Raw genomic sequence first — 22,709 nt, forward strand, 5'->3', positions numbered from 1 at the left:
ATTTATTGTTTTAACCAGTTACTAGAAAAATCGCAATCTCTATGTTTTCCGCTAACTTTAATATAAGTATCTAATATTTTTTCTTTTTGCCATTTTTCTATAGCAATAACTCTTTTTTCGTTTAGAGCTTGCTCTTTTATTTTTAAATAATCACGTGCATAATCAGCTTCATGCTCATTAATTCTATCTGTAACCATTAAAATTTTAAATTTAACTGTTCCTCTTCTATCCTCTTCTTTTAATACTAAACTTACTTCATTATCTTTTAAATTTTGAATCTGAGCATATAATTCAGGATCCATTCTGGTTAACTCAAAATTATAATCTTGTGTTTGCGGATTAATTAATTGTCCGCCATCAAACTTTGTCTCTTTTTCGTCACTCGATTCTCTTGCTGCTTCTGCAAAAGCAATATCGCCATCAACAATACTTTGTCTCACTTTTTCCAAGCGTTCTTTGGCTTCTTTAATAGCATCATCTGAAACTTTAGGAATTAATAAAATATGACTTATATCATATTGTTGTCCTCTAATTTTTTCAAGTTTAATAATATGGAATCCAAATTCTGTTTCAAAAGGATCTGATATTTCCCCTTCTTGTAACGAAAAAGCAACATCTCTAAACTCTTTAACCATTCTAGGTTTTTTTCTATCTAAAGTATAGATATAACTTGACTCTTTCATTCCAGGATCTTGACCATACAAAACCACTTTTGACCTAAAACTAGCTCCATTTTCTACAACATCTGCTTTAAAACCTTTTAAACGATCAATTATTTTTTGTTTTTCATCTTCAGATACTTCTGGTGCTGCTACAATTTGTGCAACCTTAAGCTCTGTACCAAATGTAGGTCTTTCGTCTTCTGGAATTTTATTAAAAAATATTCTAACTTCATCCGGAGTAATATCTACATCTTCAACAATTTTAGCTTGCATTTTTGAAGCTAATTGATTGTTTTTTATAATCTCAAATATTTCGTCTCTGTAGCTTTTTTCATCTTCTTTTTTATGAATTTCCAAAAGTTTTTCCATTGAACCTCCAGTTTGTTGTAAAAACTGTTGTATTGTATAATCTACTTGTTGAAGAATTTCTGCACTAGACACTTGAATACTATCTTGAACAGCATGATGTGAGTACAATTTATTTTCTAAAAGTTTACCAAATAACTCACATGGCTTTATTACATTAATATCTACACCTTGAACTTCTAATTGTTTATATTCTTTATCTAAATCAGATTCTAAAACAATATAATCGCCTACTACAGCTGCAACACCATCTACTTTTTTTGCGTTAAAAGTATTTTTTACTGTATCTGCTTTTTTTACAGTTTCTTTTACTTCATCTTCAATAATCTCTTGCGCAGACATAACATTCACAGTTAGTAAGGTTATGCTTAAAATAAATATATACTTCAAATTAATTATAAATTTCAAATTGTTTGTTTTTAATAGCATCTTTTGTAATATCTTTTTCTAATTCTCTAATAAGTTCTAACTTCCTTTTATTAATAACTATTTGCTTAATTGTTGGCTTAACATATTCCAACGGTGCGGTTTCGTTACGCAACAAAACATTATTAATTTGCATCAAATATACTCCTAATGAATCTTTGAGTTGTAAAAAATTAGATTTTTTTAACAGTTCATCTTTATTTTCTGGATTTACTACTGAAATTTTATCCATTACCTGACTTACTTTTATCCAAATTGAATCATTTAATGAAAAAGATTTAAACTGAATAGAGATAGAATCTAACTCTTTTTTATCCTTTAAATTAAAGCGTTGAAACTTCTCTTTTATAGCTTTAAAGTTGATTATATTTTCATCTACATGCACATAACGAAACTTAATAAGCTCTTCATTTAATTTAAAGGCTTCTTTATTATTTTCATAATACGTTTCAGCCTCATCATTAGCTAATGTAGTATCGATGTTTTTTTTTACTAAGGCTTCAATATAGGCTTTAGTATACAAATCGTTTTTATATTGCTCTATTAACTTATTAAATGTTGCTTGTTTTTCTTCACTCAAATTTAGCATAGCACCATCTACAAACAATTGTTGTGTTGCCCAGCGATTAATGGAATTTTGAACTAATAAAACACTATCCTCTTTTGTGGTAGCATCTGTGATTAAGTCTTTTATATCGTCATCATACAAATAGGCTTCGTTAACCCTTGCAATTGGAATTCTATCGTCTGCCTTTTTAAAAAAAGAGCACGATGTAGTTATAATGACTACTATTAAAAATATGAGGGTTTTAAATTTCAAAGATTAATTTTTAATTTGATTTTTTACTTTACTTAGTACGCTTTGGTTAACAACTACTTTATATTTTTCTTTTAGTTGCTTTACCCAGTTTTCTTCTTTATAAGTTTGATAATCGCTTATAATTAAACCTTGAGCTTCTTCAAAAGTTTTTAGTTTTTTTGGTAGAACTGCTTTTACTTTAGCAACTATAAAAGCTTTATTGTGTTTATAAATTTTAGAAATGCCTTTTGAAAATTCAAAATTATCAGGGAGCGCTTGATGAGTAGCATCCATAATACCAGATGTAAAAACCACATGCACTTCACCATTATTATTTACAAGGTTTTTTATGTTTTCTAAATCCATATTTTGCTCTAATAATTCAGCTACCTTTTTTAAGACTCTTTGTTTCGTAGATGATGCAACAATGGCATCAATACGCTTTGGCAACATGTATTTTTCTTTATTGGAATTGTAGTAGTTCTGAGTTTTTAAAGAATCTGATTTAGCTGTATTCCAAATAGTAGTTTCCATTAAATCGAAGAGCAGCAAACCATCTCTATACTCATTTACAATATGAGCGAATTCTTCATTTTCTTCTTCTAAATGGTTTTCTTGATATTGTATTAATCGTGTATTTAAAAAAGTATTATACTTTTCTGAAACAATGGTTTCAAATGTAGATTTAGAATTAGTTCCGCGTTGTGTTTTCTCCAAATAAACTCCAAAATCTTTAAATGAGAATTGTTGGTTTCCTATTTTGATTAAAGGTGAATCGCCTTTAAAATCTTCAGGAAGTTTCCAAGTATTTTTATAATAATCATCATTTAATATAGAAACGAAATATTCTAAAGCTGGTTGCTCATCGCTAATATTATATTTAGCTTTAAGTTTAATTGTTAATGCCTCGTCAATTAATTTAGAACGCTCGTCGCGTTTTACTTTAGCTTCTAACTCAGATTTTATGTCTGAAAACGGAGGTGCTAATTTTTTAGCATGTAATTTAACAATATGCCAGCCGTATTTAGTTTTAAAAGGCTCAGATACATCATTAATGTTTTCTAAATTAAAAGCAACATCTTCAAACTCAGGCGAACTTAATTGTCCGCTAGAAAAAGACGATAACAAACCTCCTTTTAATGCCGAATTTTTATCATCAGAAAATTGTTTAGCCAAGGCATCAAAATCTTCGCCTTGGTTTAGTTTTTTATAAATATCTCGTATTCTAGCTTCTGACTTTTCACCTAACGTGTCGTTTTGTTTAATAGCAACCATAATATGCGCTACAGTACGCTCGCCTCTAGATTTACGCTTATCTATAACTTTAACAATATGATAGCCAAAGCGTGTTCTAAAAGGTTGAGATATATCGCCAACATTAGTGTTAAACGCTTCGTTTTCGAATTTATAAACCATTCTAAAACCAGAGAAATAGCCTAATTCTTCGCCAAAAACAGATTTACCATTGTGCACTTCTTTTCTAACTTTTTCGAAACCTTCAGTTAGAGCTCTATCTCTTAACTTACCAATGGTATTAAACGCCACCAATGTATCTTGCGGATTTGCATTTTCAGGTATTTTAATTAAAATATGATTTGCTTTTATTTCATAAGATACTCTTTCGTATGCTTCTTCAACCAGCTCATCTGTTACTTTATTATCATAAATAAAATTTTTGGCTAGTTGCTTTTTGTACGTATTTAATTCTCTTAAATATGATGGCTTTTTATCAAGCTCTAAAACTTGCGCTTCTTTTAACTTTAATTTATATGTAGTGAAAAGCGATAAATATTCATCTACATCTTTTTGAGACTCATCTTGAACCAAATCAAGGTTTTTATTATACACTCTTAAAAATTCTGAAACATAAACTGGCTCATTATCAACTGTAAAAAGCACCTCATTATTATCATCCTGAGCATTGACATGTAGCACAATAGCTGTTAATAGTAAAATAATAAAATGTTTTAATTGCATGTAGAAAAAATTATTCAGATGGATACAAAAATAGTAATATAAACCTATAATACAAGTTGCTTTAACAAACGTTTAAAAAGTAAAAATATTACCCCTATTTATATAATATATCTTTACTTTTAACATCCATTTTAATTAAATAAATAATGCGCAAACTAAAACTAATTTGGGATTTTCGTGGTCCGGATGCTTTAAAAATTGCTGAACATCATGAGATCCATTTAAAAGATTATGTTAAATTAGAAAAATTAAATCTAAAAATTACTGGTTTTGAACCTATTACAGATTTACACGCCATTGCTTTTATGATTGTTACAGAAGATAATATGAAACCTATTAGAGATGCTTTAAAACCACATCGTGGACAAGTTTATATGAAATAAAATCTATTTCTTTACTATTGTAAAGTAATTAAACTAGCCTAATATTAAAAAATATTCAATATAAAAATAACCCTTGACACAATACGACACAAACCCATATAAATTTGCATATAAGTTTAACAATTAAATCAAATTAAAAATGAAAAATGCAATTAGCTGGTTTGAAATTCCGGTAAAAAATTACGAAAGAGCAAAACAATTTTACACAACCGTAATGGACTCCGAAATCACAGATCACCACATGCCAGAGCAGAATACGAAATATGGTATGTTTCCTTATGATAACGACAACAATGGTGTTGGCGGAGGTCTTATTGAAGCCGAAGGGCAAAACCCAACTTCTGATGGTTGCACCCTTTATTTAAATGGCGGTGAAGATTTAAATGTAGCACTTGAAAAGGTAGAAAATGCAGGTGGAAAAGTATTAATACCAAAAACGGATATTGGCGAAAATGGATTTATGGCTCAGTTTTTAGATACTGAAGGAAACCGTATTGCACTACACTCTTTTATGTAGTAATTCTAATTAAAAAACGAGATAGTGAATTGTAAAACGGTTCACTATCTTTGTTATAATATGTCACAATTAGCAAGACTTATATCTATACTTACCCTGTTAAAATCGAAACGACTTTTAACAGCAACTGAACTTTCAAAAAAATACAATGTTAGTATTAGAACCATATACAGAGATATTAGAAAATTGGAAGAAGCTGGTGTGCCTGTTACCACAATTGAAGGTCGTGGATATAGTTTAATGGATCATTATGCGGTTGCTCCAGTTCAGTTTACCGAAAAGGAAGCCAATGCATTAATCACGGCACAACATATTGCAAATCAATCTAAAGACACTTCTTTTGTAACAGATTTTAATGAGGCATTGACTAAAATAAAATCGGTTTTTAAAAGTTCAATTCAGCAAAAAAGCGAGTTGTTAAGTAATAAAATACACGTTTTCAATTGGTCTTACGAAGAATTTTCCAGTAACGCTTTATCAGAAATTCAACTTGCTATTACTAATTTAAATTTCATAGAAATTAATTATCGTAAAGCTAATGATCCAAACACCTCATTCAGAAAAATAGAACCTTATGCTTTTTATTCAACCAATCATAAATGGATATTAATTGCCTGGTGTCATTTGCGCAATCAGTATCGTGCTTTTAGAATTGATAGAATTCAACATTTTAAAATATTACAAGAAACTTTTGATGACAGAAAATTTAATCTACAAAACTATTTTCTAGATTGCCCTTATGGAAACTAAAATTCTTTACTTTTAAGTACATGAAAATCACCTCAACAAACATAGCAAAACCAACTACCATTATTTGGAATGGTAAAAAAGTAAATACAGGCATATACAAAACACCAATAAACGAACCCGTTTATTTAGGAAAAGAAGCCGTAAAAAATGATGAGATTTCAGATAGAAAAGTGCATGGTGGCATTTATAAAGCCTGCTATTTGTTTTCAGAAAATCATTATGAATATTGGAAAGCTTTATACCCAAATTTAGATTGGAATTATGGCATGTTTGGAGAAAATTTAACCGTAAAAAATTTAGATGAAACCGAAATTTTTATTGGTGATATTTATAAAGTAGGAAAAGCCTTAGTACAAATAACACAACCTAGACAACCTTGTTTTAAATTTGGTGTAAAATTTGGAACACAACATGTTTTAAAACAATTTATAAATCATGGTTTTCCAGGAACTTATACTCGTGTTTTAGAAGAAGGACTAGTAACTAATGGAGATGTATTTAAACTTATAGAACAAACAAATAACAGTTTAACAACTGCACAACTTTTTAACTTGCTATATGCTAAAGAAAAAGATCAAGCGCTTTTAAATTTAGCTATTAAAAATGAAGCTTTGCCACTTAGAAAAAGGAAAAAGTTAGAAGCTTTTATAAAATAAGTTTGATAATGTTTACTGTATCTTTGCATCAAACTATTTTTACATGTCATTTAAAGACTTACAACTTAACAAACCGCTTTTAAGAGCCATTGCCGAAGCAGGTTACGACAATCCTACTTTAGTACAAGAACGCACTATTCCGCTTGTTTTAGATAAAAAAAATGTGATTACTTCTGCACAAACTGGCACAGGAAAGACGGCTGCTTTTGCATTACCCATTTTACAATTATTGTATGATAAACAAGATGCTCCAAAAAAAGGAAAAAAAGTAAGAGCTCTAATTATAAGTCCAACAAGAGAGTTAGCCATTCAAATTAATGAAAATTTTAAAGTTTATGGCAAAAATACCAATTTACGATCGACAGTAGTTTACGGAGGCACGTCTATTGAGCCTCAAAAAGATATCCTAAATAAAGGTGTTGATATTCTTATTGCTACACCAGGGCGATTACTCGATTTACATAAACAAGATATTATCAATTTAGATTATATTGAAACCTTAGTTTTAGATGAAGCCGATTTAATGCTCGACATGGGCTTTATTGATGATGTTAAAAAGATTGAGCGTTTATGTCCTGAGGAAAAACAGATACTATTGTTTTCGGCGACAATGCCATATAAAGTGGAGCAACTTGCAAATACGATTTTAAAATCTCCAGAGCGCATTGAAGTGTCTCCAACATCATCAGCTGCTAAAAATGTGAGTCAAGTTTTGTATTATGTCCCAAAACGCAATAAAATTGAATTGTGTTTACATTTATTACGAAATACCATAAAAGGCAATATTCTTATTTTTAGACGCACCAAGTTTGGAGTAGATAAATTAGAACAAACGCTTATAAAAAATGGTTATAAAGTTGAAACTATTCATGGCGATAAAACTCAAAATTTAAGACAAGATGCTTTAATGAAATTTAAAAATGGCTATATAAATATTTTAATAGCAACCGATGTTGCAGCACGTGGTATTGATATTAACGAATTGGATGCTGTTGTAAATTTTGATATGCCAAACGTACCAGAAACTTATGTGCATAGAATTGGACGAACAGGTCGTGCAGGACAAACAGGCATATCTTATGCATTGTGTTCGGCAGATGAAAAAAGCTATGTACAAACTATTCAGCAATTAATAAATGTTCAAATTCCTATAGAAGAAAATCATCCTTATCCGTTAGACCCAAAAGCGAAACCTATTATTCATAAATCTAAAAAAACAGGAAGTAAACATAAAAAAGGACGTAAAAGCGAGGCTTCTAAAAAGAAAAAGAAACGCTGGTATTAATTAAAAAAGAACTAAGACCGCTTTGCTACTAGATATTAGAACAAACACAAAAAACCAATTAATTAAAGACTAATTCGACTAAACTTCAAATCGTTTATCAAAATGATTTTTAAGAAATGGTATTTGAATACAAAACATTAATCCGAAAAACACAATAGCATACATTAAAGTTTTAGACATTGTAAAACCTGACAAAACATTGGTGAAATTGTTGTTTGATAAAGCACTAAAATCTAAAGTACTAAACCAACTCACCTTTTCTGTCTCTGTTCCTAAAATTAAATAAGCACAAAGCACCACAAAACTTAAAGCAATTAAAACCCAAACTTTTTTAGAGATTAAAGGCTTGTAAACCGTAGCGCTACTATTATTTAATGCCGTTACTTGAGCCATTATTTCTGAAGTAAAATAAATTGAAGGACTCTCCGAAGCAGCCTTTTTAATAATCTTTTTAGTAAAATTATCTAAGTGTTTATCTTCATTCTCTTTCATAATATTCAATTATTTCTGGTTCTAATCTACTTTTTAAAATAGTTGCTAATTTTTTCCGACTTCTAAAAATTTTCACTTTTACATGATTAGCTGTAATACCAACAATTTTAGAAATCTCTTCTAAAGAATGATCTTCAAAATAATATAATGTTAGCAAAAAACTATCATCGTATGGTAACAAAGTTAAGCAATCTTGTATGGTTTTATTATGCTCTTGTTGCTCCATTCTATCTAAAGCGTTATCTATGGTTTTTATTTGATACTCGGTAAATTCATCAATAGCAACATCGTTAAAGTGCTTTTTATTCTTCTTAATTCTATCTAAACAGGTATTGTAAGTAACTTTATAAATCCATGTTGAAAATTTAGAATCACCTTTAAACTTATGTAGCGATTTATATGTTTTAATAAAAGTATCTTGTGATACTTCTTCGGCTTCTTCTCTATTCTTTAGCATGCGTAACGCCAAAGTAAAAACCAAATCTTTATAACGATCTACCAATACTGAAAATGCATTAGTGTCGCCATTTATAATTTGTTTGATATAATATTGATCGTTGTTGGTGGTCATTTTTTAAGTAAGACGACTATATTCTATTTTAGGTTACACGTCTTTGAAAAAATATTTTTAGAAAAAACTGTAACCAAAATTAAAAGTGTATCGTCATAAGCTATGAACACATTAAAATTAATCAATTAAAAACGAAACATTATGCACGCAACAGAAGTAATTATCCCAATAAGTTTGTTCTTAGCCATTTTCGGAATATTCTATTTGTACTTATCAACAAGAAACAAAGAGCGCTTAGCGCTTATAGAAAAAGGTGCAGACGCTAGTATTTTTAGTTTTAGTAAACAGGCTGGTTCATCATGGAAAGTTATAGTCCTTAATTTAGCTTTTTTATTAATGGGGATTGGTTTAGGAGTTTTTATTGCTTCTATTTTAGAAAGTTATACAACTTTAGATGAGGATGCTATATATCCAGCACTTATTTTCTTTATGGCTGGTATTGGATTGTACATCGGTTTTACGCAAACAAAAAAGCATGTAGATAAAGGATAATAAAACTCATCAATCAAAAAAAGGAAAAGCGTTTTAATTAAATTTTAAAACGCTTTTTCTATTCTATAGGAAAATCAAAATACGTTTTAGGAAAAGGCTCGTGTCGCAATGTAAAATGCCACCATTCTTTTGGATAATTTCTAAAGCCATGTTTTAACATTACAGTTTGTAAAAGTTGTCTATTCTCTTTTTGCTTTTTAGTAATATCAGCATAGTTTACCCAAGATTCTTGTCCGAAAAAATCATACGGACTCCCCATATCTAAAGGCTTTCCTGTATTACCGTTAATAATGGTTAAATCTACCGTACTGCCTCTACTATGTCCAGATTTACTCGCAATATATCCAGATTTAAATAGATTTTTCTTTTTTACATCAGGATAAAAAATAGACTTATTAATAGTATCATTTAATTGTCTTGCCCAACGCATAAAATGATTTACAGCTTGTTGCGGCCTATACCCATCGTAAACTTTCAAGCATAAATTTCTGTTCTGTAGTTCCTCTTGAACCAACTTTAAAGCTTGTGCCGTTTGTTTTGTTAAAATGAGCTTATTTGAATGATAACCATCTACACGTTTACCAACAAAATTATTTGATGTGTTGTATCTTAATTCTACATCTAAATCAGGAATACTATCTTTTACATAGGTAAATCCTTCTGGCAATTGCGCAAAAGATAAAAAGCAAATCAGCAACAAAAAAAGGGTTGAAAAAAATTTCATAAAGAATGATTATTAGCTAATTTATATAAAAAAAATTATTCCTTAAAATTGAAGCACAAAAAAACCGAGTTCCCTCAAACTCGGTTTCTTTTCAATTTGCTTTTTTTATTACGATGTAGATTTAGGGTCTCTATACCAACAACATAATGCAAATATTAATTAATTAATCCATTGAACTAAAAAGTATGTTATTTAGTACACATCAAATATATAATTAATAAATATATGTTGTCGACAAAAAACACAATAAATCGATGAAATACATGTAATTTTAACATTTAAAGATGAAAATATGCATTTCGTCGATAAAATACAGTGTGTTATATAAAAAAAGCACCTTAAATAAGGTGCTTTTTTACTAACTAACCAACCAAAAATATGAATTACATTTTCTAAGTTTAAAGTAACCACTCAATAAACCTTTTTACTAGAATGTAATTATTTTTTATAACACAATATCTATGCCAAAATTAAAATCAAACAATTATATTAACATATTTTTAATACATTTAAAGTTTTAATAAATATTCTCTCGTGTATAGTATTTAAAATATAATTATAAGATATTTGCCTATTCTAAAAAAAATAAGAAATCATGAAAAAACTATCGTTTTTAGCTTTTCTAATATTAATAGTTTCGTGTGCCAAAGAACCCGATTTAATTGTTAAAACTAATATTAAAGGTTTAAAAAAGGGAACTGTTTATCTTAAAAAAGTAAAAGACACAGCACTTGTAACTGTAGACTCTATAGTAATTAATGGAAATGCTGGATTTGAGTTGAAGAGTGATTTAGAATCTCCAGAAGTATTCTTTTTATACTTGAATAAAAATACCAACGAGGACGACCGAATAGCATTTTTTGCTGATAAAGGTATTACAGAGATTAACACTACCTTAAAAAACTTCGTTTTTGACGCAAAAATAAAAGGTTCTGCACAGCAAACTACTTGGGAAGAATATCAGGCTATGATATCAAAAATAAATGGCAGAAACTTAGATTTGATAAAAGAAAATTTTGAAGCACAAAAAGATGGTGACACAGCAAAAATTAGCTCAATAGAAAAACAATATAATGGTATGTTGAAGCGAAAGTATTTATACACAGTAAATTTTGCTATAAACAATAAAGATAGTGAAGTGTCTCCTTACTTAGCATTAACGGAAATTTACAATGCACATATTAATTTATTAGATACCATAAATAATTCTTTAACTCCAAAGGTAAAAGCATCAAAATACGGAAAAGAATTACAGGTATTTATTGATGAAATAAAAGAAGCTGATAAAAAATAACTAAAATATTAACTTAACACAAAAGCCTTTCAAAATTGAAAGGCTTTTTTATTTTATAACCAATGGAAGAAATCCCTTCTACTACACTTAGGATAAACTTCTTGTCTTGAAAAAACGAAAAAAGCTTCTCTAAAAAGAGAAGCTTTTGGGAGCCGATGGAGGGACTCGAACCCACGACCTGCTGATTACAAATCAGCTGCTCTAGCCAGCTGAGCTACATCGGCGTTTTAAAGGTTGCAAATATAATCGCAAAAACATTAATTGCAAGTGCTCCGTTAAAAATTTTTATCCTAGTTTGTTAATTTTTTCTATTAATGCTCGACCTTTTTCTTCTAATTCAGCATTAATTGCTTTAAAGTGAGCTTTTGGGTTTTCGATATCTTTAGCATTTACTTTTGCTATTAAAATATCAAACGTTTCAATTGCCTCATCAATAATTGCTTCACTTTTTTTTGTGTCTTTATCCGTGTTTGCATATTCCCAAACGTAAACTGCTTCAATAATATCACCTAAAACATAGTTTATATCTTTCTTTAGGTTTCTAACATTTGCCATAATTTGTAATTTAATTTAGTTGCAAAAATAAGTAAATAATTAAACATTACCCTTTTATAGCGAAGCATAATTAGAAGTTATTTATCTCCTTAAAACTCCATAAAAATATAAATATGGTATTACTCACCAGAATAGCTCACAAAATTTCTTGGTGTTTCAAAAAGTGTAATTTCTAATTCTAATTCAGGTTTTAATTCAGACTTAATTTTATCGTAAATAACTACAACTATGTTTTCCGCGGTTGGGTTTAAATTCTTGAATTCTAAAACTTCTACATTTAAGTTTTTATGATCAAAGGCGTCTTCAATTTTCTCTTTAATAATGTCTTTTAAAGTTTTAATATCAATAACATAGCCCGTTTCTTCATCTATATTTCCAGTAACGCTTACAATAAGTTCGTAATTATGCCCATGAAAATTGGGGTTACTACATTTACCAAAAATTAAACTGTTCTTTTCGTCAGTCCAATCTTTTCTGTATAATCTATGGGCTGCGTTAAAATGTGCTTTTCTGCTAACGGTTACTTTCATTTTTGTATATTAATATGTTCGTAAAATTTACTAAAAATGATTTTAAACCATTCTGTATAAACTTCTGGATGCAACTCCATATCTACTTTAACAGATTCAATTGGCATCCATTTCCAATCAGCAACTTCTTCTTTATTTATATTTGGTAAATCGTTATACTTACCCAACATAACATGATCGTATTCATGCTCGGTTAAACCATTATCAAAAGGTGCTTTATATATAAATGAAATAGATTCTTTAAGTTCTACTACAAAACCCATTTCCTCATGTAAACGACGTTTTCCTGCTTGTATATTTGTTTCTCCATCACGCTGATGACTACAACAGGTATTTGTCCATAACCCAGGTGAATGATACTTGTCTAATGCGCGCTGTTGTAACATTAATTCGTTCTTATCATTAAATATAAAAACTGAAAATGCTCTGTGCAATAAAGCTTTTTCATGAGCTTCCATTTTTGGCATCAAGCCAATTTGCTCGTCATTCTCATTTACAAGAATTACTTGTTCTTCTTTCATAGTTTTACAAAAATATGAAATACTTTTATGGCATCATAAAATAAAAAGAGCATTCAAATTAATGAATGCTCTTTTATTCCCTTATAAATTGATGTTAGTTGGCTACAACAATAAATTCACTTCTTCTATTTTCTTGATGTTCTTCTTTTGTGCATTTAACGCCATTTTTGCATTTATTAACTAACTTGGTTTCTCCATACCCTTTTCCTGTTAATCGATTTTTAGAGATTCCTCCTTTTTCTACTATAAACTTTATAGTCGATTTATTTCTTCTATTAGAAAGTGCAAAGTTATAAGCATCTTTCCCCCTTGAATCTGTATGCGACCTTACGTCTATCTTCACTGAAGGGAACTTATTCATATAGTTTATAATTTTTTCTAGCTCTAATTGTGCATCTGGACGAATTATAGACTTATCATAATCAAAATAAATAGGGTTTAAATTTAAGAGCTTGAACAAGTCTGTTCCTACTTCGGCTGCTTTAACTTCTGGTTCTAGTGCTAAATTTAAAACAATATCTCTAGTTTCTTTTGTTGAAAAAACAGTAGAGTTATCATTATAATCTTCTTTTTTAGCTTCAATAGTATAAGCCTCTTGTTTACAAGTTAGGCTAAATTGAAATTTACCTGAATTATCAGTTTTCAATGATTTAATAATTTTATTACTCCCATCATATATCACAAGGTCTGCATCTTCTAAAACCTCTTGAGTATTTTTATTTATTAATGTACCCGAGACTTGTTTAGAGCATTCTGGAGCTATAAAACTGTAAATATCATCATCCCCTTTTCCTCCTGTTCTATTTGATGAAATATAACCTTTACGTGTTGTTTCGTTAATAACATAACCAAAATCATCTTTAGGGCTATTTATTGGTTTTCCTAAATTTTGAATCACACCAGACTCAATATTTTTAGTGTCAATTTTAAATACATCTAAACCACCTAAACCTGTATGTCCATCTGAAGAAAAATAGAGTATGTTTTTTTTACTTACAAAAGGAAAGTTTTCTCTACTTTCTGTATTAATTTTTGCTCCTAAATTTATTGGTTCTCCGTAAGATCCATCATCATGAATATCTACAACAAAAATATCTGAAGCTCCATAAGTTCCTGGCATATCTGAAGCAAAATATAATTTTTTTTCGTCTGTGCTTAAAGCAGGATGTGCTACACTATACTCGTTATTATTAAATGGTAAAGATTCTATATTTGTCCATTTACCCTCTACTAATGTTGCTTTATATATTTTTAGGGTATGAAAATCATTACTATTTTTTTTAAAATTGCCCTTATAATAATTATTTCTTGTAAAATAAACAGTGTTCCCATCTTTTGTAAAGGCTGCAGATGATTCATGATATTTTGTGTTTATATTTCCTAAAACCTCTTTTATACTACCATCCTTATTTAATTCAAACAAATCTAAAAAGGGTTGTGCATTCCAACTATAAATTTTTTCATCTTTATCTCTTGAGGATGCAAATACCAAATTATCTTGGTAAGTAGAAGTTCCAAAATCTGAATACGGCGTATTTATGTTTAAATTATTTAGCTCAAAATCTTCTGATAACTCTTCAATTGCTTTTAAATAGTTTGTTGAGCTTAAAAATTTTTTTGCTCGAGAATCTTGAGGATTCATTGTGGCAAATGCTAACATTATTTTGTTAGCTTCCTCATAATTTTCTTGTGCTTTTAAAGCTTGTGCGTACCTAAAAAAGTTTTCTGATTCTATATTTGTATTTCCTTCGATTAGATTGCTATACCATTTTGATGCATCTTGCATTTCGTTATTAAAATAATAGGCATTTGCTAATTTCTCAATAACTTCTAATGATGCGTTACCTTTATTTGCTAAACTTAAAAGATTATTTTTTGAATCTGCATATGATAATTTTTCGTACTGCTTTACCGCACTTTTAATTTTTGCTTTTTGTGAAAAAGTAGCATTAAAAGATAAAAAACTTACTATAGATAATATGTATATTCTTTTTTTCATATCTGTTTTCTTTAGAAAAATCTTGGTGATAAAATTTTGCCTATTTGTTGTAACTCAAATCGTAACATGATTTCATGTGTTCCACTATTATAATTATTCAAAGCAGTTGTTGTAGCATCATAAGAGTACCCAACAAACAAACCTTCTGTTAGCTGAAACCCTGCTAAACCACTAATGGAATCATCCCACCTGTATGCTATACCTAGTGTTAATTTTTCACTAAATAGTGCATTAAGTGAAATATCTGCAATTAATGGCGCGCCAGAAACCCCTTTTAATAAAAATGCAGGCTTTATTTTTGTGCTATTACTTAAATTAAACACATATCCTCCTATTAAAAAGTAGTGTAACCGCTCTGTTGCTATAGATTCTTGAAAGTCATCGTAATGCTTTGTTGTTAAAACATTTGGAGCTGAGAACCCTAGGTACCACCTATTTGAATGCAAATATAAACCTGCACCTAATGTTGGGGAAATTAAATTTATATTTTCATTAAATGCATTGTCTGGGTTTTGAAAAAGCCCTTTACTCCAATCTGTATCTAATGAGTGAATACCTCCTTTAATTCCAAAAGACAATTCTAAATCACCTGATGCATTTACAGGAATAGTATAAGAAAAATTGGCATCAATACTTGTTTCCTTTGCTGGCCCTAGTTGGTCGCTAATAATATTTAGCCCTAACCCTATTCTTTCATTACTTAAAGGTGAATGCAAGCCAAATGCTATTGTTTTTGGAGCGCCATCAATACCAACCCATTGAGTTCTATATAAAGCTGTTGCGCTTAAAACATCTCTTTGTCCTGTATATCCTGCATTTACACTCATAGTATTATACATATAATGTGTAAATTGAGGATCTTGCTGTGCGTTAATTTCTAAACTTAATAGTGCAGTAAACACTACCAAAATTAAACTTTTTATGAATGATGATTTGTTTATCATTTTTTAATCTTTTATTAGTTGTTTACTTCTATGTTATCGGTTTATGTATAACCAGCCTACTTTAGGTTTAGATCCATCTCCAAAGTCAAGGACATAATAATACGTTCCTTCTGGAAGCTTTTTGTCTGCATTAATTGTAGATCTTCCATTCGAAATACCATCCCAAGCGTTATCGTTATTATAACTTCTCTGTTCATAAACTAAATTACCCCAACGGTTATAAACCTCTAATTTATTATTCGGGTAGTTTTCAATGCAGTTTATAATTAAAGTGTCGTTTACTCCATCATTATTTGGAGAAAACTCATTAAATATAAGTAAGCACCCTAATTCTGTGACTGTTGCATCATCTTCAACATTACCATCAAAATCATCTCCGTTGTCACTAGTATCATTTACATTATCTAATGTTGGCGATACGGCTGTTGCAACAACGCTATTGCTAACACCACCCGCATTAATTGCTTGCTGAGTTATAATAAAACTAGCCTTATATGTTGCTATCTCTCCAACTAATAATGTTCCTTCCATACTACCCAAACTTGAACTATCAAATCTCGGTGATTCTGATAATTCTAATGTGTTTCCATTAGCATCAAGAAATATATCTGTTAAACTTAAATTTGTTAAAATACCATCACCAGTATTCTCAACTTCTATTGTATAAATAATCACATCATTAAGTGCTATTCCTAAAACATCAGCTGTTTTTGTGACTTCTAAAGATGCCGTACAGCCATTAACAAATGGACTACATGGATTATTTGGGTCTGATGTTGGGCCTCCTGGATAATCATTCGGATTATTCGGGGTACTCGGATCGTCTATTCCTGTGGTCTCTTCACAATCAGTTAAACCATCATTATCGCTATCGGTAGTGTTAATGCCTGTTGGTAAACAACCATCGTTTGGATCAAATGGACCTGGATAATCATTCGGATTATTCGGGGTACTCGGATCGTCTATTCCTGTGGTTTCTTCACAATCGGTTAAACCATCATTATCGCTATCTATAAGAGAATCACAAACAACAGTTATGCTTACTGTAGCGGTTGAACAACTTGCCGTTGGTGTATCATCATCACATATCGTATAAGTAAATGTATCAACTCCTACAAAACCTGTTGCTGGGGTGTAATCGAAAGTACCATCGTTATTGGTGACTACTGTTCCACCATTACTACTCGTAGCATCGAAACTTGTGATGGTGGCTCCGTCTATTACGGTATCGTTACTTAATACATTGCCTGTTGTTACCAAGGTGTCTTCGCTAGTGCTTGCTGTATCGTCTACTGCTATTGGATTGCCTTCGTCAGTAACAGTTATGCTTACGGTGGCGGTTGAACAACTTGCCGTTGGTGTATCATCATCACATATCGTATAAGTAAATGTATCAACTCCTACAAAACCTGTTGCTGGGGTGTAATCGAAAGTACCATCGTTATTGGTGACTACTGTTCCACCATTACTACTCGTAGCATCGAAACTTGTGATGGTGGCTCCGTCTATTACGGTATCGTTACTTAATACATTGCCTGTTGTTACCAAGGTGTCTTCGCTAGTGCTTGCTGTATCGTCTACTGCTATTGGATTGCCTTCGTCAGTAACAGTTATGCTTACGGTGGCGGTTGATATTTCTCCATCTAAATCTGTAATCGTATAAGTAAATGTATCAATACCTACAAAACTGGCTGAAGGTGTATAAAGAATTGTATCATCGGTTGGGTCATTTGGTGTACCATTATTATTTACTGTTACAGTTCCTCCTTGTCCTGTTGTACCGCTAGGTAAAGTTATAGAACCTGTATTTGGTCCATCACCTCCAAAACTATCTGCTCCGTTACCATTATCTACTAACACATTAATTACATTATTTGAGCTTCCCTCTGTTATGCCTGTGATAGTGTCATCTTGAGCTGTTGGAGTATCATTTATCGGATTAATTACAACACTCAAAACATCGCCAGTTCCAATAGGATCAACTAAATCATCACCCCTTGCCTTAGAAACTGTATTAGTAATCGTTGTGCCTCCTGTGGCACCATCAACTGTTACCGTAATAACTATTTGTGCAGTGTTACCAACATTTAAATCTCCTACAGACCATAACCCTGTAAGATTGTTATATGTGTTTTCTGTTCCTCCTGTTGCAGCGGCACTTACGTAGGTAACTCCCGACGGCAATACATCTGTAAGATTTACTCCTGTTACATCTTGTGGACCATTATTAGTTGTAGTAATGGTATAAGTAATTGTTGAACCAACTGCTGGTGTTGCATTACTAACAGTTTTAACAGTAACTAAGTCTGATTCTGTTACCATACTAAAACAATAATCTATAGCAGGAAAAACACCACAATTAAAAGACGTTATAAAATTATCTGCTGTTGAGCCATCTCCAACATTCCCTTCAGATCTATGCCCCACAAAACAAGGTATAGGATTACCATATTTTTTAAGTAAAGTATAGTGGCCTGAATTTGCAACGTATGTGGCATACTCAACTCCTTGAGTAAAACCAGCAGGAACAATTGGCAGATCTTGAACTGTAGCAGCAGCGCTAGAAAGCATATTACTAGAATTATCTCCCCAAAGGTATACTGTACCATCACTTGTAATTGCTGAAGCAGCTGGATGACCTGTACTTACGCTTGCAGCATTTATAAAAACAACATTATCAAAATCACCAGTACCTTCTGCTGCTGGATTTTGAACTATTTGCCATGTCGTTGAATCTGTTGTTGAACCGATACCTAGTTGCCCTCTATTATTATCTCCAACGCAATATATTTTAGAATCTAATGGATTTAAAGCAAAATAAGACACATCTTCGCCACTACTTGCCCCTCCTGTAATTGCTATCATGCTAGGTACAGTAGCAAAAGGAGCTGTCATTAATGTTGGTTTATTTCTTGAAGAAAATCCTGTACCATTTGCTAGTACTGTTCTTAAGCCCCATGTGTAGAAAGCTCCAGCAGAAGTTACAGCAAAAATTGCATCTTCAGTTACCTTTAATAAAGACACATTACTTATTGCTGATTGATGCCATAATGAATTAGCAGTTCCTGTAGAACCGTCACCAAAAAGTTGAGAATCGTCATCCGCCATAACATATACATCTCCGCTATTAGTAAGTAATACTAAAACACCGCCTGAGGCCCCCATATATGAGATATCTCCTGGTACAATATCTGAAGGCAAAGACATCGATTGAAATGTTGTTGAGCTTGTAATTGAACTATCAATAACAGCACCCTCTGTTCCCCAAACATATAAACCTGTTGTAGTCAATAAAAAAGATTGAGGGTTACCAGAGCCTTGAACATCACCTTGAGCCGCTAATAAAATATATCCTGTATAATTATAGCCATTTGCTGGAGTAACATCTTGATGGGAATATATAGTTGATCCATTAGCTCCCATTTTATCGCCCCATACTTCAAGACCTGTTGTTGTTCTTGCCATAGTACTGTGATATCCAGCTATTAATAACTCAGATTGATTAGTAAAAGGTAAAGGTGGACATGAATACTGCCCGAAAGCTGAATACCCAAATGCTAAAAACACTAATAGAGCATGTTTTAGGTTTAGATGTTTCTTAGCTTCTTGTTTAAGTAGTTGTTGTTTAATAAAATTTTTCATTTATTGTCGAGATATAGTTTGTTGCTGAGATGTAATTTTTATTAACTATCATTATGTGTAAAAAAAACATTTAATCGATGTTTTTAACACTTAATCATTAATTTTAAGCATTTAATCGATGTAAATGTAATCTGATATTGTGTTTTTTACTCCTTTAATGTTCTAAAACGGTGTTAAAATGTTCTAAAAACATAAAATGGATGTAATAGTTATGATTAAATGCTTTTTGGTATACTTTAAATTGAACTAATTTTATTTAAAATATTTAGTTTATAGGTTTTTCCTATGGGAAGAATCTCATCGCCTACTTTTAATGAAGAGTTATTTATTTGTATTAAGTACATAGAATTAATTATAAACCCTCTATGTATTCGAATAAAACTACTTGGTAATTTATCTATTATTTCGTTTAAACTAAAACGAACAATATACTTTTGTTTACTTTTTAGAAAAATCTCTATATATATGTGTGAACTTTTTATATATAAAATATCTTCTAAAATAACTTTTACTAAAGCTCCTTTTTCTTTAACAAAAATAGAATCTTTTATAATTAAAGCTTCGTTATTAGCTTTGTCTTTGTTTTCAGTATAATTATGAATAACAATTTCTATGGAAGCATAGAGTTCGTCTTTTGTAAAAGGCTTTATTAAATAAGCAGGAGGTGCTAATTTTTTAGCTTCATTTATTGTAACAACATCTGCGTTTGAGGTTAAAAAAATAAAGGGAAAGTTATATTCTTCTTTAATTTTTTTTGCCAACTCTAAGCCTGTCTTTTTTCCAGAAAGCTGAATGTCTAATATTGCTAAATCTGGTTTTTGAGTTTCAATAATTTGTATAGCTTCAGAATAATTTATTGCTGGTTCTAAAACTGTATATCCTATATTTTTTAATGTACTACAAATATTATCTGCTATAATGATCTCGTCTTCAACGACTAAAATTTTTATTTTATCCATACTTCTGTCAAATAATAATTCTATTTAAAAATTAGTCAATTTTTTTTCTAGCATTTATATCTTTAAAAATAATTGAAATCTTTAATCCGTTATCATTTTCAAATTTCAAATTCCCTTGTAATTGCTTAACTAGCCTTAAAACTAAATGCAATCCAAATTTTTTGATTTTATCGATATCTTCTTCATTACAAATCCCATGTCCATCATCACGTACCAATAGCTTATAGCTTTCATCATCAATTTTTTTTATAGACACTAATAAATAGCCTTTATTCTTTTCTTTAAATGCATGTTTATATGCATTAATAATTAATTCATTAATTATTAAACCTAGTGGTGTTGCTGTATCAACATCAAAAAACACTTCATCTATATCTGTATCAATTTTTACTTTTTTATTTACATCATCAAAAGCCGATAACCCTAATATTAAATGCTTTACATAATCTTTAAAGTTTACAGAATTTTCATTATTATTGTATAACTTTTGATGTATTAAAGCCATAGAGTTTACTCTATTTTTACTATCCACAATAAACTCTAAAGCTTTCTCATCATTTATTCCTTGTGCTTGTAATTCCAACAAACTAGATACTATTTGGAAATTATTTTTAACTCGATGATGAACCTCTTTAACAAGTAATTCTTTTTCTTTTAGTGTTTTATTTATTTGGTTATTTTTAATTTTAAGTATTTTAGATTGTTTCCCTATGCGTCTTATAAATAAAATTGATGCCAGTAATACAATAGAAACTAATGTTATGATAACAATATATAAATCTGTTGTTTCCTTCTCATGCTTTAATTCTAACTCTTTACTTTTTACAGCCTGTTGAGTCTTAAAATTAGCTAAAGCATTTGATAAATCTTCCGAATAAATTTTTCTTGTTAACGTAACACACTTGTCTTTGTAATAAATACTTTTTTCGAAAAAATCTAATTTAGCTAATGTATTTGCGCTTTCATTAAGAACATGAAAAAAATCATTCGGGTTTAATCGTTCCTCACTTAGTTTTTCTATTTTTTCGCAAAACTCAACTATATTAGATACTTCAAATTGATCAAATATTGATTCTTTAATTGGAGAGTCTGTTGATAAAGTACCCAAATATTTGGCATACAACGAATAGCTTAATACTCTTGTATGTTCATTATCATATAGTTCAGCTAATAATTCTTCAACACGATTGCTGTTGTCTCCTTTATAAACATAAGCGTCAATTAAATGAATAAGCGTGCCCACATAATACGAGCTCTTTGGCTTCAAGTCATTTTCAATATCCAAACTTTCTTCGCTTATATTTATATATTTATCTAACTCACCTTCAATTATATAAAAGTCACATAAATGATATAAAAAGGCTATAATTAATTCTTTATCCTCAAGTTTTTTTGCTTTTTCAAGACTTTTTAAGCATAACGATTTACCGTTTTCTACATCGTTTTGTATTTGGTACAAGACTATTTCATGTATACTTATTAGTAATTTAGATTTAGCAACATTAATGTCTTTGTCGCTAAATTTATTTACATAACGTTCTAGCTTGTTTTGTTCTTTATTGGCTTCAGCCATGTTAATTTCATCTCGTAATTTTGAAATTTGCAACCATTTAATTTTTACAAAATTATAATCTATTTCTTTCAAATTAACAGATGCCTTTATTGTTGTATTAATATAATTAGATACATCTTGGTAATTCAAGTCTGTTCGATTATGGAGCCTAGATATAAATTGAAGATAATCTGAATTATTAGCCTTGTTTTGAACAATTCTATTTAATAATTCGCAATAAGGTTTTTGAGTTTGTTTTGAAATATATGATTTAGCTGAATCTATTTGTTTACTAATAATAAAGTTCTCAATCTTATTATTTAAATTTTCAGAATTATTTTGAGCATAAAAACTAATTACAAGCAATAATTGCGTTATAATTAATATGGAAGTTTTAAAAACATTACTCATTAGCAGTAGATACAAAGCTTCTTAATAATTTATATGAGAGGAAGCTTAAAAAAGATTTTAAACTATTAATGTTTATACCCTTGTAATTAAATATTAACAAATGTTAATATTGCTAAAGTATTGGATAATGTTAAAAAAACCAAAGCTTTATTAAACAATTTCACAAATCTTAATTTCAATTGTAAACCTATAACTAGAAATA

At 30.1% G+C, this 22,709-nt stretch carries 21 protein-coding genes and 1 tRNA gene; 7 read left to right on the forward strand and 15 right to left on the reverse strand.

Annotation, left to right across the window (positions count from 1 at the left end; genetic code table 11):
• Positions 1 to 2: 2 nt before the first annotated feature.
• Genes RG22_RS02600 through RG22_RS02610 form a run of 3 tightly spaced genes read right to left on the reverse strand, consistent with a single transcriptional unit; the run spans position 3 to position 4,230 of the window.
• Positions 3 to 1,457, reverse strand: coding sequence for a peptidylprolyl isomerase (locus RG22_RS02600; RefSeq protein WP_034040621.1), 1,455 nt, complete (start codon positions 1,455 to 1,457; stop codon positions 3 to 5).
• A complete protein-coding gene (locus RG22_RS17820) occupies positions 1,420 to 2,274 on the reverse strand; it encodes a hypothetical protein (protein WP_052143597.1) in 855 nt (284 codons plus the stop codon). Before RG22_RS17820 ends, RG22_RS02600 begins: the two co-directional genes overlap by 38 nt.
• A gap of 3 nt (positions 2,275 to 2,277) precedes the next feature.
• Entirely contained in the window at positions 2,278 to 4,230 is a 1,953-nt protein-coding gene (locus RG22_RS02610; protein ID WP_034040624.1) for a peptidylprolyl isomerase, read from the reverse strand.
• A gap of 146 nt (positions 4,231 to 4,376) precedes the next feature.
• Here RG22_RS02610 and RG22_RS02615 point away from each other — a divergent pair, with 146 nt between their 5' ends.
• The 5 genes from RG22_RS02615 to RG22_RS02635 all read left to right on the forward strand — a co-directional run bounded on the left by RG22_RS02615 (position 4,377) and on the right by RG22_RS02635 (position 7,821).
• Positions 4,377 to 4,613: a hypothetical protein gene (locus tag RG22_RS02615; protein WP_081997649.1), complete on the forward strand. Its 237-nt coding sequence runs from the start codon at positions 4,377 to 4,379 to the stop codon at positions 4,611 to 4,613.
• 139 nt (positions 4,614 to 4,752) lie between these two features.
• Positions 4,753 to 5,130, forward strand: coding sequence for a VOC family protein (locus RG22_RS02620; protein ID WP_034040627.1), 378 nt, complete (start codon positions 4,753 to 4,755; stop codon positions 5,128 to 5,130).
• Between the two features lie 60 nt (positions 5,131 to 5,190).
• A complete protein-coding gene (locus tag RG22_RS02625) occupies positions 5,191 to 5,880 on the forward strand; it encodes a helix-turn-helix transcriptional regulator (protein WP_034040628.1) in 690 nt (229 codons plus the stop codon).
• Positions 5,881 to 5,900: 20 nt separating this feature from the next.
• Positions 5,901 to 6,536, forward strand: a complete 636-nt coding sequence (locus RG22_RS02630) for an MOSC domain-containing protein (RefSeq protein ID WP_034040629.1) — start codon at positions 5,901 to 5,903, stop codon at positions 6,534 to 6,536.
• Positions 6,537 to 6,579: 43 nt separating this feature from the next.
• Positions 6,580 to 7,821 carry a DEAD/DEAH box helicase gene (locus RG22_RS02635; RefSeq protein WP_034040630.1) on the forward strand — a complete coding sequence of 414 codons (1,242 nt, stop codon included), beginning with the start codon at positions 6,580 to 6,582 and terminating at the stop codon, positions 7,819 to 7,821.
• A gap of 78 nt (positions 7,822 to 7,899) precedes the next feature.
• Here RG22_RS02635 and RG22_RS02640 read toward each other — a convergent pair whose 3' ends face one another.
• The gene (locus tag RG22_RS02640; RefSeq protein WP_034040632.1) at positions 7,900 to 8,313 is read right to left on the reverse strand and encodes a hypothetical protein; all 414 of its coding nucleotides are present in this window, start codon (positions 8,311 to 8,313) and stop codon (positions 7,900 to 7,902) included.
• On the reverse strand, positions 8,300 to 8,884 hold the full coding sequence (locus RG22_RS02645) for an RNA polymerase sigma factor (RefSeq protein ID WP_034040633.1): 585 nt from the start codon (positions 8,882 to 8,884) through the stop codon (positions 8,300 to 8,302). The genes RG22_RS02640 and RG22_RS02645 overlap by 14 nt, the downstream gene beginning before the upstream one ends.
• A gap of 141 nt (positions 8,885 to 9,025) precedes the next feature.
• Between RG22_RS02645 and RG22_RS02650 the strand changes: the two genes are divergently transcribed.
• Entirely contained in the window at positions 9,026 to 9,376 is a 351-nt protein-coding gene (locus RG22_RS02650; RefSeq protein WP_034040635.1) for a DUF6249 domain-containing protein, read from the forward strand.
• A gap of 58 nt (positions 9,377 to 9,434) precedes the next feature.
• Here RG22_RS02650 and RG22_RS02655 read toward each other — a convergent pair whose 3' ends face one another.
• Positions 9,435 to 10,100 carry a M15 family metallopeptidase gene (locus RG22_RS02655; RefSeq protein ID WP_034040638.1) on the reverse strand — a complete coding sequence of 222 codons (666 nt, stop codon included), beginning with the start codon at positions 10,098 to 10,100 and terminating at the stop codon, positions 9,435 to 9,437.
• A 595-nt stretch (positions 10,101 to 10,695) separates the two neighbouring features.
• Here RG22_RS02655 and RG22_RS02660 point away from each other — a divergent pair.
• The gene (locus RG22_RS02660; protein ID WP_034040640.1) at positions 10,696 to 11,394 is read left to right on the forward strand and encodes a DUF4369 domain-containing protein; all 699 of its coding nucleotides are present in this window, start codon (positions 10,696 to 10,698) and stop codon (positions 11,392 to 11,394) included.
• Positions 11,395 to 11,544: 150 nt separating this feature from the next.
• Here RG22_RS02660 and RG22_RS02665 read toward each other — a convergent pair.
• The 9 genes from RG22_RS02665 to RG22_RS17195 all read right to left on the reverse strand — a co-directional run bounded on the left by RG22_RS02665 (position 11,545) and on the right by RG22_RS17195 (position 22,507).
• Positions 11,545 to 11,618: transfer RNA gene (locus RG22_RS02665), tRNA-Thr, on the reverse strand.
• A 61-nt stretch (positions 11,619 to 11,679) separates the two neighbouring features.
• Positions 11,680 to 11,949, reverse strand: a complete 270-nt coding sequence (locus tag RG22_RS02670; RefSeq protein WP_034040642.1) for a hypothetical protein — start codon at positions 11,947 to 11,949, stop codon at positions 11,680 to 11,682.
• Between the two features lie 119 nt (positions 11,950 to 12,068).
• Positions 12,069 to 12,479, reverse strand: a complete 411-nt coding sequence (locus RG22_RS02675) for a 6-pyruvoyl trahydropterin synthase family protein (protein WP_034040643.1) — start codon at positions 12,477 to 12,479, stop codon at positions 12,069 to 12,071.
• On the reverse strand, positions 12,476 to 13,000 hold the full coding sequence (gene idi, locus RG22_RS02680) for an isopentenyl-diphosphate Delta-isomerase (protein WP_034040645.1): 525 nt from the start codon (positions 12,998 to 13,000) through the stop codon (positions 12,476 to 12,478). Before idi ends, RG22_RS02675 begins: the two co-directional genes overlap by 4 nt.
• Before the next feature lie 94 nt (positions 13,001 to 13,094).
• Positions 13,095 to 14,999, reverse strand: a complete 1,905-nt coding sequence (locus RG22_RS02685; protein WP_034040648.1) for an OmpA family protein — start codon at positions 14,997 to 14,999, stop codon at positions 13,095 to 13,097.
• Positions 15,000 to 15,010: 11 nt separating this feature from the next.
• Positions 15,011 to 15,943, reverse strand: a complete 933-nt coding sequence (locus tag RG22_RS02690) for a PorP/SprF family type IX secretion system membrane protein (protein WP_034040650.1) — start codon at positions 15,941 to 15,943, stop codon at positions 15,011 to 15,013.
• A gap of 33 nt (positions 15,944 to 15,976) precedes the next feature.
• A complete protein-coding gene (locus tag RG22_RS17190) occupies positions 15,977 to 19,585 on the reverse strand; it encodes an Ig-like domain-containing protein (RefSeq protein WP_052143598.1) in 3,609 nt (1,202 codons plus the stop codon).
• 236 nt (positions 19,586 to 19,821) lie between these two features.
• Positions 19,822 to 20,544 carry a LytR/AlgR family response regulator transcription factor gene (locus RG22_RS02700; RefSeq protein ID WP_034040652.1) on the reverse strand — a complete coding sequence of 241 codons (723 nt, stop codon included), beginning with the start codon at positions 20,542 to 20,544 and terminating at the stop codon, positions 19,822 to 19,824.
• Positions 20,545 to 20,575: 31 nt separating this feature from the next.
• Positions 20,576 to 22,507: a sensor histidine kinase gene (locus tag RG22_RS17195; RefSeq protein ID WP_052143599.1), complete on the reverse strand. Its 1,932-nt coding sequence runs from the start codon at positions 22,505 to 22,507 to the stop codon at positions 20,576 to 20,578.
• Positions 22,508 to 22,709: the final 202 nt, after the last annotated feature.

The sequence above is a fragment of the Wocania ichthyoenteri Th78 genome, from assembly GCF_000789235.1.
Taxonomy (GTDB): Bacteria; Bacteroidota; Bacteroidia; order Flavobacteriales; family Flavobacteriaceae; genus Wocania_A; species Wocania_A ichthyoenteri.